General features: G+C 74.7%; 8 protein-coding genes, 1 tRNA gene and 1 pseudogene. 2 read left to right on the top strand and 8 right to left on the bottom strand.

Annotated features, from left to right (window positions below):
* The first annotated feature begins 62 nt into the window (after positions 1-62).
* Positions 63-1,487: a CitMHS family transporter gene (locus tag BJ968_RS20645; RefSeq protein ID WP_179755026.1), complete on the top strand. Its 1,425-nt coding sequence runs from the start codon at positions 63-65 to the stop codon at positions 1,485-1,487.
* Here BJ968_RS20645 and BJ968_RS20640 read toward each other — a convergent pair.
* The 4 genes from BJ968_RS20640 to BJ968_RS20625 form a co-directional block, all read right to left on the bottom strand.
* Positions 1,471-2,616, bottom strand: coding sequence for an anhydro-N-acetylmuramic acid kinase (locus tag BJ968_RS20640; protein WP_179755024.1), 1,146 nt, complete (start codon positions 2,614-2,616; stop codon positions 1,471-1,473). The two genes, BJ968_RS20645 and BJ968_RS20640, sit on opposite strands and share 17 nt — an antisense overlap.
* Positions 2,617-2,619: 3 nt before the next feature.
* Complete coding sequence (locus BJ968_RS20635) at positions 2,620-4,401, bottom strand: SelB domain-containing protein (RefSeq protein WP_179755022.1); 1,782 nt, start codon at positions 4,399-4,401, stop codon at positions 2,620-2,622.
* Positions 4,401-5,741, bottom strand: coding sequence for an L-seryl-tRNA(Sec) selenium transferase (selA, locus tag BJ968_RS20630; RefSeq protein WP_179755020.1), 1,341 nt, complete (start codon positions 5,739-5,741; stop codon positions 4,401-4,403). The genes BJ968_RS20635 and selA overlap by 1 nt, the downstream gene beginning before the upstream one ends.
* A gap of 15 nt (positions 5,742-5,756) precedes the next feature.
* Positions 5,757-5,852 (bottom strand) — tRNA-Sec (locus BJ968_RS20625).
* Between the two features lie 27 nt (positions 5,853-5,879).
* Here BJ968_RS20625 and selD point away from each other — a divergent pair.
* Positions 5,880-6,860 carry a selenide, water dikinase SelD gene (selD, locus tag BJ968_RS20620; protein ID WP_179755018.1) on the top strand — a complete coding sequence of 327 codons (981 nt, stop codon included), beginning with the start codon at positions 5,880-5,882 and terminating at the stop codon, positions 6,858-6,860.
* Positions 6,861-6,881: 21 nt separating this feature from the next.
* Here selD and BJ968_RS20615 read toward each other — a convergent pair whose 3' ends face one another.
* The 4 genes and pseudogenes from BJ968_RS20615 to fdh all read right to left on the bottom strand — a co-directional run.
* A complete protein-coding gene (locus BJ968_RS20615) occupies positions 6,882-7,739 on the bottom strand; it encodes a formate/nitrite transporter family protein (protein ID WP_179755016.1) in 858 nt (285 codons plus the stop codon).
* 26 nt (positions 7,740-7,765) lie between these two features.
* Entirely contained in the window at positions 7,766-8,884 is a 1,119-nt protein-coding gene (gene nrfD, locus BJ968_RS20610; RefSeq protein WP_179755014.1) for an NrfD/PsrC family molybdoenzyme membrane anchor subunit, read from the bottom strand.
* Positions 8,881-10,035: a 4Fe-4S dicluster domain-containing protein gene (locus BJ968_RS20605; RefSeq protein ID WP_179755012.1), complete on the bottom strand. Its 1,155-nt coding sequence runs from the start codon at positions 10,033-10,035 to the stop codon at positions 8,881-8,883. The genes nrfD and BJ968_RS20605 overlap by 4 nt, the downstream gene beginning before the upstream one ends.
* A 215-nt stretch (positions 10,036-10,250) precedes the next feature.
* Positions 10,251-13,499: pseudogene (fdh, locus tag BJ968_RS20600) on the bottom strand (formate dehydrogenase); the annotation flags it as partial.
* Positions 13,500-13,521 lie beyond the last annotated feature (22 nt).

Here is a 13,521-nt window from a genome sequence, read left to right as displayed (position 1 = left end):
CGGTGGGCACCCCTAGCGTTCCCCGCGTCCCGTTCGACGGAGAACTCGGAGTCGGAGCCACGATGCTCGTCACCCTCGGTTTCACCATGGTCGCCCTGTTCATGGTCCTCATCATGACCAAGCGGCTCACCCCGGTCGTCGCCCTCATCCTCGTCCCGCTGTGCTTCGCGGTGATCGCCGGCGCCGGGGCCGGCGTCGGGGACGCCGTCATGGACCAGGTCGGGGAGTTCGCCCCCACGGCCGCGCTGCTGTTCTTCGCGATCGTCTACTTCGGGCTGATGATCGACGTCGGGTTGTTCGACCCCCTCATCCGGCTGATCCTGCGGCTGTGCGGGAACTCCCCCGTGCGCGTGGTCGTCGGCTCCGCGGTGCTCGCCGCGCTCGTGTCCCTCGACGGCGACGGGTCGACGACGTTCATCATCACCGTCTCGGCCATGCTGCCGCTGTACCTGCGCCTGAAGCTGTCCCCCGTGGTCCTGACCGTCGTGGCGAACCTGTCCGCCGGGGTCATGAACGTCATCCCCTGGGGCGGGCCCACGGTCCGGGCCGCCACCGCGCTGGGCGTGTCCCCCTCGGAACTGTTCAACCCGATGATCCCCAGCATGCTCGCCGGCATGGTCGCGGTCGTCCTCATGGCCTGGGCGCTGGGCGTCTCGGAGAAGCGGCGGCTGCAGCGGCAGGGCCTGGAGATGTCCCTCGGGACGGTGCAGACCGTCGAGGTCGTCGAGTCCCGCGAACTGGCGCTGTCCGGCGGCGGCCCCCGCTCCCGCACCGGCGGGTCCTCCCCCGCCGCGGGTTCCGCCGGTGACGGCGGGCCGGCCGGTGGGGACGCCGACCGCGGCGCCCTCGACCCCGGCCGCCCCACGTTGCGCCCCAGGCTGATCTGGTTCAACGGCGCCCTGACGGTGGCGCTGCTCGTGCTGCTCGGGATGGACGTCCTGCCGCTGCCCTTCCTGTTCATGGTGGCCACCGCGGTCGCCCTGCTGGTGAACTTCCCCCGCCCCGCCGAGCAGGTCGAGCGGATCAAGGAGCACTCCTCGAGCATCGTCTCGGTCGTCTCCATGGTGTTCGCGGCGGCCGTGCTGACCGCGGTGCTGTCGCAGACCGGGATGGACACCGCGATGGCGAACTGGCTCGTCGACGTCGTCCCCGACGCGTGGGGCCCGCACCTGGCCGTCATCACCGGCGTCCTGAGCATGCCGCTGACGTTCTTCCTGTCCAACGACGGCTTCTACTTCGGGGTGCTGCCGATCCTGTCGCAGGCCGCGGCCGAGTACGGCATCTCCGGGGTGGAGATGGCGCGCGCCTCGATCGTCGGCCAGCCCGTGCACTTCACCTCCCCGCTGGTCCCGGCGATGCTGCTGCTCGTGTCGCTGGCCAAGGTCGAGCTCGCCGACCACCACCGCAAGGTCATCTGGCGGGCCGTGGTGCTGTCGCTGGTGATGCTCCTCGCGGCGCTCGCCACGGGCGTCATCCCGCTGGGCTGAGGTCCAGCGAGACGGGCCACCGGGAGGTCCCCGGGGGGCTCCACGAGGGGTTCCCCGGGGACCTCCCCGGGGTCAGCCGCCCCAGCAGACGTTCCCCGCGGGCGCCCGTGCACGAGGGGACGTTGCCCGGCCAGCCCCGCGCGCCGGCGTAGCCGAGCAGGGCGAAGGCGACGGCCTCCTTGGCGTCGGCCGGGCAGCCGAGCTCGTCGGAGACGACCAGCCCGGGCAGCCGGGCCCGCAGCCCGGACAGCAGGACCGGGTTGCGCACCCCGCCGCCGGAGGCGACGACGACGTCGACACCGTCCAGCGCGTCCGCCACGGTCCGCACGGTGAGCTCGGTCAGCGTCGCGACCAGGTCGGCGGTGGCGAGGTGGGAGAACCGCCGCAGGTACCCGGGGTGGAACAGTTCCTTGCCCGTCGTCTTCGGCGGGGCCAGCGCGTAGTAGGGCTCGGCGAGCAGTTCGGCCAGGACGGCCCGGTCCACCGTCCCCGCGGCCGCGAGCCGCCCGTCGAGGTCCACGCCGCCGGCCGCGGCGTCCAGGAGGGCGTTGGCCGGGCCGGTGTCCCAGGCCCGCGGCGGCCGGCCGGGCGCGCAGACCGTCACGTTCGCGATGCCGCCGAGGTTCAGGGCCGCGGCGCTCGCACCCCGCGCGAGGAACGGCGCGAGCAGCAGGCGGTCCAGGACGGGGACCAGCGGCGCACCCTGACCGCCGGCGGCGACGTCGGCGGTCCGCAGGTCGGAGACCACGGGGACGCCGGTCGCCTCCGCGATCCACGCCGGCTGCCCCAGTTGCAGCGTGCCGCGCACGGTGCCGTCCTGCACCCAGTGGAACACCGTCTGCCCGTGCGAGCAGACCAGGTCGAACCCCTCGCCCACCGAGGCGGCCGCGGCGGCGAACTCCTGCCCGATCCGCACGTCCAGGGCGCACACCTGCGCCAGGTCGACCCGGCCCGGGGGCAGGGCGGCGACGAGGTCGGCGCGCAGGTCGTCGGAGTACGGCACGGTGCGGTGCTCGCCCAGCCGGGCCCGCAGGACGTCGCCGTGCTCCCCCGGGTGGACGGAGAAGTCCACGACCGCGAGGTCGATGCCGTCGTGGGAGGTCCCCGACAGCATCCCCAGCACCCGCACGGGTCAGCGCCCCGTGAGCCGGCGGCGGTCGTCGGCCCCGCGCGCGGTGCGGCCCGCGGCGTCCAGCGCCTCCAGCAGCGGCACCGCGACGCGGCGCGACGTCGACAGCGCCCGTTTGGCGTCGCTGGCCGAGAACGGCTGCGGGACGGCGCGCAGCGCCTCGACGGCCCGGTCGGCCCAGCCGGGGGCCAGCACGATCCCCTCGGCCACCTTCGCCAGCCGGCCCGCGCGCACGGCGGCGGCCAGCTCGGCCCGGCCCAGCCGCAGCTCCCGCAGCCGCTCGACGTCGGGGGCCGTGAACGGGGCGCCGGCCAGGTCCGCCAGGACGGCCGCCACCGACCGCTCGACGGCCGGGGGCAGGTCGTCGGTGCGCTCGACGACCCGGCCCCCGCGCACCCGCAGGGGCTCGGCGACCAGGGCGGTGACCAGGTCCAGGTCGGGCAGGGCGAGGTCGCGGCGGACCTGCTCCAGGGTCGGCCCCGGCTGCAGGGGGTCGGCGGCGGCGAACGCGGCGACGAGCGGGCGCAGCCGGGCCCGGCACTGCGCCCAGAACCCCGGGTCGGCGTACCAGTCGCCCACCACCGGCGTCCCGGCGACCGGGACCCCCATCTCCCGCAACCTGCTGCCGCGCAACACCTTCCGCCGCCGCAACTCGGAGGCGGCGTCGGGGCCGCGCACGTCGGCCAGCTCCGCCGCGCGCGCCGCCGCGGCCCCCCGCCGGCGCAGCGGGGGCGGGTCGACGTCGAGGACGGTGCCGGGGCCGAGGACCTCGTGCCGGGCCGGGTCCCGCAGCAGCAGCCGGTCGCCCACCACCAGCGGCAGCGCCGAGCCCAGCCGCAGCCGCACGAGGTCGGCGCCCAGCGGCCGCACGTGCGCCGGGACCGCGGCCGACCCGACGTGCACGACGAGCTCGGGGGGCAGGTCGGCGGCCGCCACGTCGCCGGCTGTGTCGTCGGCCGCGTCGTCGGCCGTGGCCCCGACCCGCAGGTCGACGACGTCGGTGCGCACGTGGGTGCCCGGCGTCAGCAGCGCGTCGCCGCGGCGCACGTCGCGCCGGTCGACCCCGCGCAGGTTCAGCGCGACCCGCGCCACGCCCTGCGCCCGCGGCACGGGGTGCTCGAGGGACTGCACGCCCCGCACGTGGACCGTGCGCTCGCCCAGCCGCAGCTCGTCGCCCACCGCGACCGCCCCCGCCGGCAGCGTGCCCGTGACGACGGTCCCGGCACCGGTCACCGAGAAGCTGCGGTCCACCCAGAACCGCACGGGTGCGGCCGGGTCGGGGGACGGGACCCGCGCCAGCACGGCGGCCAGGGCGGCGCGGACGTCGTCCAGCCCAGCGCCGGTGACGACGCTGCACGCCACGGCGGGCACGTCGCGCAGGGACCCGCCGCGCAGTTCGGCCAGCGCCTCGGCGGTGGCGTCGGCGGGGTCGGCGAGGTCGGCGCGGGTCACGACCAGCAGGCCGTGCCGGACCCCGAGGGCGTCCAGGGCCGCGAGGTGCTCGGCCGACTGCGGCATCCAGCCGCCGTCGGCGGCCACGACGAACAGCGCGACGGGCACCGGCCCGACCCCGGCGAGCATGGTCGGCACGAACCGCTCGTGGCCGGGGACGTCGACGAACGCGACCTGCCCCGCGCCGGGCAGGTCCGTCCAGGCGTACCCGAGGTCCAGGGTCAGCCCCCGGCGCTTCTCCTCGGCGTAGCGGTCGGGGTCGCGGCCGGTGAGCGCGCGCACCAGCGAGGACTTGCCGTGGTCGACGTGCCCGGCGGTGGCGACGACGTGCATCAGCGGAGCACCTCAGCGGTGGTGGCGGCGGTGGTGGCGGCGGTGGTGGTGACGGCCTCGACGAGCAGGTCGTCGGCGCCGGCGGGGACGGTGCGCAGGTCCAGCAGCAGCCGCCCGCCCTCCACGCGCCCGGCGACCGGGCGCGCGCCGGTCCGCAGCGGGACGGCCAGCTCGGCGGGCAGCACCACCACCCACGACGGCAGCTCGACCCCGGGGGCGCCGCCGCCGCCCACGACGGCGACGGACGGCTCCACGCCCGCCGCGACCCCGGCGCCGGCCAGCGCCCGCACCACCCGCTCGCTGCGGTCCCGCAGCTCGCCGGGGTCGGCGTGCACGGCGTCGCGCGTGGGGTTCGGCGCGGCCCGCAGCGTCGCCTCCAGCGCGGCCAGGGTCAGCTTGTCGACGCGCAGGGCCCGGGCCAGCGGGTGCCGCCGCAACCGCTCCACGAGCCCGGCCTCGCCCAGCAGCAGCCCGGCCTGGGGGCCGCCGAGGAGCTTGTCCCCCGAGGCGGTCACCAGGTCGGCGCCCGCCGCCAGGGCCGAGGCCGCGTCCGGTTCGGCCGGCAGCAGCGGGTCCGGGGCGAGCAGGCCGGAGCCGATGTCCACCACGACGGGGACCCCCAGGCCGCGCAGCTGCTCCGGCCCGACGGCCGCGGTGAACCCGCTGACGACGAAGTTCGACGGGTGCACCTTCAGGACGAACCCCGTCCGCTCCCCGACGGCGTCGCGGTAGTCCGCGACCGAGGTGCGGTTGGTGGTCCCGACCTCCCGCAGCCGGGCCCCGGTCGACTCCAGCAGGTCCGTCAGCCGGAACCCGTCGCCGATCTCCACGAGCTCACCGCGGCTGACGACGATCTCGCGGTCGGCGGCGAGGGCGGTGGCGGCCAGGACGAGGGCGGCGGCGCCGTTGTTCACGACGTGCACGTCCCCGGCGGCGGGCACGGCCCCGCGCAGCGCGTCCAGCGTCCCCCGGCCCCGCCGGGCCCGGCGCCCCGTCGTCAGGTCCATCTCGACGTCGGTCGCCCCGGCCGCCGCGACGACGGCCTCGACCGCGGCCGCGGACAGCTGCGCGCGCCCGAGGTTGGTGTGCAGGACCGCGCCGGTCGCGTTGAGGACCGGGCGCAGCGTCGTCCCCGCCGGGGGCAGCGCGGCCAGGACCGCCTCGACGACGCGGCCGGGGTCCAGGGCGCCGTCGCGGACCTGCTGCTGGGCCCGGCGCACCGCGGCCTTCACGACGTCGCGGCCCCGGTCGCGCACGGCGCTGACCAGGCGCTCGTCGGCGAGCAGCGCGTCGGTGCGCGGGACGGTCCGCCGGTGGTCCTGGGTCGCGTCCTGGGTCACGGGGCCCACCGTACGTGGCGGAGGCGGATGGGAATCGAACCCACCTGACCGAGGTGCTCGGTCACGTCGGTGTTGAAGACCGCGGGGGCCACCAGGCACCCGTACGCCTCCTCGCACGTGCGCCCAGGGTGCCATACGGTGACGCGCGTGAGACTCACCCAGTACGCCCACGGCGGCGGATGCGCGTGCAAGATCCCGCCCGGTGAGCTGGAGGAGATGGTCGCGGGCCTGACCGGCCCGGCCGGTGGGGACCTGCTCGTGGGGGTCGGCGACGACGCGGCCGTGGTGCGGGTCGAGGGCGGCCGGGCCGTCATCGCGACCGCCGACTTCTTCACCCCCGTCGTCGACGACGCCTACACCTTCGGCCGCATCGCGGCGACGAACGCGCTGTCGGACGTGTACGCCATGGGCGGGGAACCGCTGGTGGCGGTGAACCTGCTGGGCTGGCCGCGCGACGTCCTGCCCCCCGAGCTGGCCCGGGAGGTCCTGCGCGGCGGCGCCGACGCGGCCGCCGCGGCCGGCTGCCACCTCGGCGGCGGGCACAGCATCGACGACCCCGAACCCAAGTACGGGATGGCCGTCACCGGCCTCGGCGACCCCGAGCGGTTGCTGCGGGGCGACGCCGCGCAGCCCGGTCTGCCGCTGACCCTCACCAAACCGCTCGGCCTGGGGGTCCTGAACAACCGCCACAAGGCCACCGGGGAGGTGTTCGCCGAAGCGGTCGCCGTCATGACGACCCTGAACGCCGACGCCTCCCGCGCGGCCCTGGCCGCCGGGGCCCGCTGCGCCACCGACGTCACGGGGTTCGGTCTGCTGGGCCACCTGCACGAGGTCGCGCGCGCCAGCGGGGTGACGGCCGTCGTGGACGCCGCGGCCGTCCCCTACGTCGAGGGCGCACGCCGGTCCCTGGCCGAGGGTTTCGTGCCCGGCGGCAGCCGCCGCAACCTGGAGTGGGTCCGCCCGCACCTGGACGCCGGGGCGGTGGGCGAGGACGAGCTGGTGCTGCTGGCCGACGCGCAGACCTCCGGCGGCCTGCTGGTGGCCGGGGAGGTCCCCGGCTACCCGGTCGTGGGGGAACTGGTGCCGCGGCGGGGGGACACGACGCTGGTGGTGCGCTGACCCCCCGCCCTCAGCGGGTCCTCAGCGGTGCGGGGCCCCGGCGGTCCCGGCCCCGTCCGAGGTGGCCGCCGGGGCCGACGTCGCGTCGGCCCCGCGCCCGCGCAGGTACAGGAACCAGTAGGCGAGCCCGACGAACACCCCGCCGCCGACGACGTTGCCCAGGCCGGCGAACACCCAGTTGCGCACGATGTCGCCCCAGCCGAACCCGGGCACCCCGGCCCAGTGCGCGGCGGGCAGGAAGAACATGTTCGCCACGACGTGGTCGAACCCGAGCGCCACGAACGCGGTGATGGGGAAGAAGATCGCCAGCACCTTGCCGGCGACGTCCTCGGCGGCCATGGCCATCCACACCCCCAGGCACACCAGCCAGTTGCACCCGATGGCGCGCAGGAAGATCGTCGTCTCGTCCTCGGTGACGGCCTTGCCGGTGGCGATGGCGGCCAGCCGGGTGAAGGTGGCCGAGCCCTCGGCGCCGATGACGTGGGTCTGCACGGCCAGGAAGTACGCCACGAACAGCGCCCCGAGCAGGTTCGCGACGAGGACGACCCCCCAGTTCAGGCCGAGCCGGCCCAGGGTGGTCCGCCGGGTGAGCAGTGCGATGGGCACCAGGGCCATGTTCCCGGTGAGCAGCTCGGACCCGGCGATGATGACGAGCACCAGGCCGAGGCTGAAGACGGCCCCGGTGAGCAGGGTCGTCACCCCGCCCCAGATCGCCGGGTCCAGCCCGGCCGTGACGTCGACGGCGAGCAACCCGGCGAAGGCGATGTACGCCCCGGCGAGGAAACCGCCGACGACCATCTTCGAGACGGGCAGGTGCGCCTTCTTCTCACCGCTGGCGGCGGCGGCGACGGCGATCTGGTCGGGCGTCTTGTACGCCATGGGACCTCCTGGGGACGACGGGCGGCTCAGGAGGCGCGCCGACGCGCCTCCAGCCGTTCCCGTTGCGGGACGACGACGTACTTGGGGTCCTTGGTGGAGGCGACCCCGGCCTCGAAGACCGCCATGCGGGTCAGGAACGACCCGGCGAGCAGGCTCGCCCCCGCGACGGCGGACACCACCCGGGCCACCCGGGTGGGCAGCGCGCGGCTGAGCACCGCACCGGCGGCACCGGACGCGGTGAGCGTCCGGGCAGCGGTGAGGAACTTCCCCGGGCGCCCGAGGTGGAAGGGTTCGCTGACCAGCCCGTGCGAGGTCTCCATCCGGTGCGCGGCAGCGAGTTCCACGGTGGCACCGATCGCCGCGACGCGCGCGGCGGAACCGGTCTGGGCCGTGGGCGCCAGCAGCAGCGCCGTCCCGGCCCCGGCGGCCAGGGCGCTGCCGCCGAAGACGAACGGCAGTTCGCGGTACGGCTCGTGCCAGCTCGGCACGGCGGTGTCGGCGAACAGCACCGCGGTGTAGGTGGCCAGCAGCGGGCCGGTGAGGGCGGCGCCCACCCCGGCCACCGACCCGGCGGGCCGGGCCAGTCGGCGCACGAGCCCCAGCGGGCCGCGCTCGGGCAGCAGCGCCGCCAGCTCGGAGGCGGCCGCGACGCCGGACAGCGGGCCGAACACCGACAGGATGTACGTCCCCACCGACATGGGCGACGTCACCTTCGCCACCCGCAGCATGTTGTAGAACCGCTCGGGCCGGCCCAGGTCGGCGATGAGGAAGTAGGCGCTGGCGCCCACCGCGCCCAGCGACGTGGTCCGCAGGACCCGGCGCGCGGCGACGTGCCCGTGGGCGTCGGCCACCGCGGCGAGCATCGAGGACCCCGCCGCGAGGCCGCCGGCGAACAGGTAGTAGGCGATCTCGTGGGTCCACACGGGGGGTTTGAGCACGGCCCGGCCGTAGTAGGACCGGAACTCCGCGTCGGGGACGACGGCGTTGACGTCGCCGCGCCGCTTCCTGCCCCCGCCCTTGCGCCGGCCCATCCCGGCGTCCCACATGCGGGCCGCCTGACCCCCGATCGGGTCCGTGCCGGGCACGTGCTCGGACCCGGGCTGACCGGGCTGGTGCGGGGTGCGCTGCGACGGCGCCGGGTTCATCGCTTCCCCAGCGCGGCCGCGGCGACCCCGAGGACCATGAAACCCGCCGCGGCGATCATGTGCTTGTACATCGAGGGCAGGTCGCGCGTGGTGACGACAGGGTCCGGCGGCAGGCCGTACACCTCCGGCTCGTCGAGCAGCAGGAAGAACGCCCCGTCCCCGCCGACACCGTCGTCGGGGTCCTCCCCGTACAGCCGCGCCTCGGTGACGCCGACGTCGTGCAGCTGCTGGCGGCGGCGCTCGGCGCGTTCGCGCAGCTCGTCGAGGTCGCCGAACTGGATGGACTCCGTCGGGCAGGCCTTGGCGCACGCGGGGGTCTCGTCGTCCCCGAGGCGGTCGTAGCACAGCGTGCACTTCCAGGCCCGGCCGTCGCCCTCGCGCTTGTCGATGACGCCGTAGGGGCAGGCCGAGACGCAGTACCCGCAGCCGTTGCAGACGTCCTGCTGGACCACGACGGTGCCGAACTCGGTGCGGAACAGCGCCCCCGTGGGGCACACGTCGAGGCAGGCGGCGTGCGTGCAGTGCTTGCAGACGTTGGACATCATCAGCCAGCGCACGTCCGAGCGGCCGTCGCGGTCGGGCAGCGGCGCGGGGGCCAGCATCCCGGGCATCCCGAGGAACTGGCCGCCGGACTCCCGGGCCGCGGGCGCCGCCGGGGCCGTGGCCGACGTGGCCGCCGCGCCGCCGCCGCAGCTGCCGCCGCACCCGCCGCCGCGGTTCTCGTGGGCCCGCTCGGCCAGCGGGTGACCGCCGGCGACACCGGTGCCCAGGCGCTCGGCCTCGGCGAAGACGTCGAACCCGGCCGCCACGGCGTCCTGCTGGAGCTGCTCGGAGGACGGGCCCGTCGCCGTGCCGGCGAACGGGGAGGTCTGGTTCCCCACCGGGCGGGACTGCTCGATGAACGCCACCGCCCGCCAGGAGTCCGCGCCGAGCCCACCGGTGTTGTCGTAGGACAGGCCCAGCAGGTCGATGCCGTCCTCGGGGACGGCGTTCCACTCCTTGCAGGCCACCTCGCAGGCCTTGCAGCCGATGCACACCGACGTGTCGGTGAAGAACCCCTTGCGCGGCGGCGGGTCGGCGTACCCCGCGTCGCGCGCGGGGTCGTCGAGCCGGCCGTACAGGCTGCTCGACAGGTTGTCCAGCGAGACCACTAGCGGTCCCCTCCTTCGTCCAGGCCCTCTGCGGGGTGCGCGTCGAGCACCGCCGGGTCGACACCGTTCTGCTGCGGGTCCCCCGGGCGGGAGCGGGTGTCGTGGCGGACCCCGACGACCTTCTCGAGCAGGTCGCTGGTGTGCCCGGCCCCCACCTGCGTCGCGCCGCCCTCGGCGAGGTCGGCGACGCCCCGGCCGCCGCGGGCGATGAGGTCGGCGGTGACGGCCACGGCCCCGGAGGCCATCGTGACCCCGCCCCGGACCCGGTACTCGTCGATCAGCTCCAGCACCGCGCCGCCCCGGGGCCGGCGGCCCGGCAGCACGTCGCACGTCCCGGCCTTGAACTCCTGGATGTGGACGTTCGGGTCCAGCGTCAGGTGCATGAGGTCGTTGACGACGTCACCGGTGGTCAGGCCGCCCTGTCCCCAGTGGTAGGGCAGCCAGATCTGGTGCACCAGCTGGTCCTGGACCTTCAGCGGCGTGAGCCGGTCGGTGACCAGCACGCGCGCCTCCACGACCGCGCGGGCCGTGACCACGTGCGCCCAGCCGAGGTGCTCCAGCCCCCGCAGCCGCGCCAGCTCCGGGGAGACCTCCATGAACAGGGCCGGCTGGAGCTCGGCGAGGTAGGGCAGGTAGCGGCTCATGCCGCCGGCCGTGTGGTGTTCGGTGAGCCGGGAGGTCAGCCACACGAAGGGGAACACCTGGCTGCCCAGTTCCGGCGGCGAGGGGTGCACCTCGTTGAGGTGGTTGGTGTAGATCTCCCGGGCCGGGTTGGCCTGCTGGGTGTAGACGGCGTTGCGGAACGGGGACTCGGCCGGTTCGTAGTGCGCCGGCAGCGGGCCGTCGACGACGCCCTTGGGCGCGTAGAGCCAGCCCTTGCCGTCGCTCTGCATGATGAACGGGTCGTCACCGGCGATGGCCGCCACGCCCGTCGCCCCCTCCGGGGGACGGTACGAGGGGGGTTTGGTCGCCTCGAAGTCGGCGACGTCGTCGCCCACCCACCGCTGCGCGTCCTCGTCCCACCACACGAGCGCCTTGCGCTCGCTCCACGGCTTCCCGTCGGGGTCGGCCGAGGCCCGGTTGTAGAGCATGCGGCGGTTCATGGGCCACGCCCAGCCCCACTCGGGGGCGTGCAGCGACTGCTCACGGCCGGGCTTGCGGCGCGCGGCCTGGTTCACGTCGTCGGCGTAGACCCCGGAGTAGATCCAGCACCCGCTGGAGGTGGACCCGTCCGCCTTCAGCGCCGTGTACCCGGGCAGCAGCTCCCCGGTCGTGCGGTCGTAGCCGTTGATCTCCCGGAGCACGTCCTCGGAGCTGGGTTCCTGCTCCTCGCCGTGCAGCGGGTAGTCCCACGCCAGCTTCAGCAGCAGCTGGTCGCGCGGGTCGGTGGACGCGGCCAGCTTCTCCCGCATGCGCCGGCCCAGGTGGTAGAAGAACCACAGCTCGCTGGTGGCGTCACCCGGCGGGTTGACCGCCTTCTCGCGCCACTGCAGCAGCCGCTGGGTCTGGGTGAACGTGCCCTCCTTCTCCACGTGGGAGGCGGCGGGCAGGAAGAACACCTCGGTGCGGCACTGCTCGGTGACGATCTCGCCGGTCTCGACCTCCGGTGCGTCCTTCCAGAACGTCGCGCTCTCGATCATCACGAGGTCCCGCACGACGAGCCAGTCCAGGTTCGCCATGCCCAGGCGCTGCGCGCGGCCGTTGGCCGAGCCGACGGCCGGGTTCTGCCCCAGCAGAAAGTACCCGAAGATCTTCCCGCCCTCGATCATGTCCATGACCTGGCTGTAGGTGCCGTGGTCACCGCTGATCTTCGGCAGGTCGTCGAACAGGTAGTCGTTCTCCGCCGTGGCGTTCTCACCGAAGTACGCCTTCAGGAGGCTGACGGTGTAGGCGTCGGCGTTGGCCCAGAACCCCTTCTGGTTCGTGCCACGGATCGCGTCGACGTACCCCGCGAGGTCCGGGTGCCGCTCGGCGTGCGGCATCTGCAGGTACCCCGGCAGCAGGTTGTACAGCGTCGGGATGTCGGTCGAGCCCTGGATGGAGGCGTGCCCGCGCAGCGCCATGACCCCGCCGCCGGGCCGGCCCATGTTCCCCAGCAGCAGCTGCAGGATCGCACCGGCGCGGATGTACTGCACGCCCGTGCCGCGCTGGGTCCAGCCGACGCTGTAGACCAGCGCCGCGGTCTTCTCCCGGCCCGAGTTGGAGATCCAGGCCTCGGCGAGCTCCTCGAACACGTCGACCGGGATGCCGCACACGTCGGCGACCATCTCCGGGGTGTAGCGGGCGAAGTGCCGCTTGAGCACCTGGTAGACGCAGCGCGGGTCCTGCAGGGTCTCGTCCCGCTGGATGGACCGGTGGTCCACCGCGGCGCCCCCGGAGCCGAGGGCGTGGCCGGACTCGCTGTCGCTGGACTCGGCGGTCTCCTCCTCCTCGTCGCCGTGCTCCTCCGCGCCGGCGTACTGCCACGAGGACGTGTCGTAGGACCGCGTCTCATGGTCGAACCCGGAGAAGAGGCCGTCGAGGTCCTCGGTGTCCTGGAAGTCCTCGCTCACCAGGTGCGAGGCGTTGGTGTACGCCACGACGTACTCGCGGAAGTCCCGCTCCTGGGTCAGGACGCGGTTGATGACCGCCCCCAGCAGGACGATGTCCGTGCCGGTGCGGATCGGGACGTACGTGTCCGCCAGCGCACTGGTGCGGGTGAAGCGCGGGTCGATGTGGAAGACCTTCGCGCCGCGCGCCTTGGCCTCCATCACCCACTGGAACCCGACCGGGTGGCACTCGGCCATGTTCGAGCCCTGGATGACGATGACGTCGGCGTTGCTCAGGTCCTGCAGGTCACCGGTGGCTCCACCACGACCGAACGAGGCACCCAGACCGGGCACCGTGGCGGAGTGTCAAATGCGCGCCTGGTTCTCCACCTGGATCGCGCCCATGGCGGTGAACAGCTTCTTGATGAGGTAGTTCTCCTCGTTGTCCAGCGTCGCACCACCGAGGCTGGCGATCCCCATCGTCCGGTTCAGCCGCCGGCCCTGGGCGTCGGCGTCCTGCCAGCCGCGCCGCCGGGCGTCCAGCACCCGGTCGGTGATCATGTCCATGGCGGTGTCGAGGTCGAGGTCGGACCACTCCGTCGCGTACGGCGCGCGGTAGCGGATCCTCGTGGCGCGCGAGTCGCCGTTGACCAGCTGCTCGCTGGCCGAGCCCTTGGGGCACAGCCGCCCGCGCGAGTGCGGGGAGTCCGGGTCGCCCTCGATCTGCACGACCTTCTCGTCCTTGACGTACACGCGCTGGCCGCAGCCCACGGCGCAGTACGGGCAGACCGACTTCGCGACGCGGTCGGCGGTGGCGGTGCGGGGCGTCAGCGACTTCGAGCGCGCCGACTGCGTCGCCGCGCCACGACCCAGCGGGTCGTCGCCGGTCAGCTGCCGGTAGACCGGCCACCCCTCGAGGAACGTCTTCAGGCCCACGTCGCAGAACGTACTCCCGGAA

Origin of the sequence: Kineococcus aurantiacus (genome assembly GCF_013409345.1) — a bacterium.
Classification (GTDB): domain Bacteria; phylum Actinomycetota; class Actinomycetes; order Actinomycetales; family Kineococcaceae; genus Kineococcus; species Kineococcus aurantiacus.
Note: the sequence above shows the minus strand (reverse complement) of the source record. Positions and strands in the feature narration are given on the sequence as shown.

Excerpts from the sequence above, each read along its gene's own strand:
- BJ968_RS20645 (WP_179755026.1), top strand. The coding sequence starts at position 63 with ATGCTCGTCACCCTCGGTTTCACCATGGTCGCCCTGTTCATGGTCCTC.
- BJ968_RS20635 (WP_179755022.1), bottom strand. The coding sequence starts at position 4,401 with ATGCACGTCGTCGCCACCGCCGGGCACGTCGACCACGGCAAGTCCTCG.
- BJ968_RS20615 (WP_179755016.1), bottom strand. The coding sequence starts at position 7,739 with ATGGCGTACAAGACGCCCGACCAGATCGCCGTCGCCGCCGCCGCCAGC.
- nrfD (WP_179755014.1), bottom strand. The coding sequence starts at position 8,884 with ATGAACCCGGCGCCGTCGCAGCGCACCCCGCACCAGCCCGGTCAGCCC.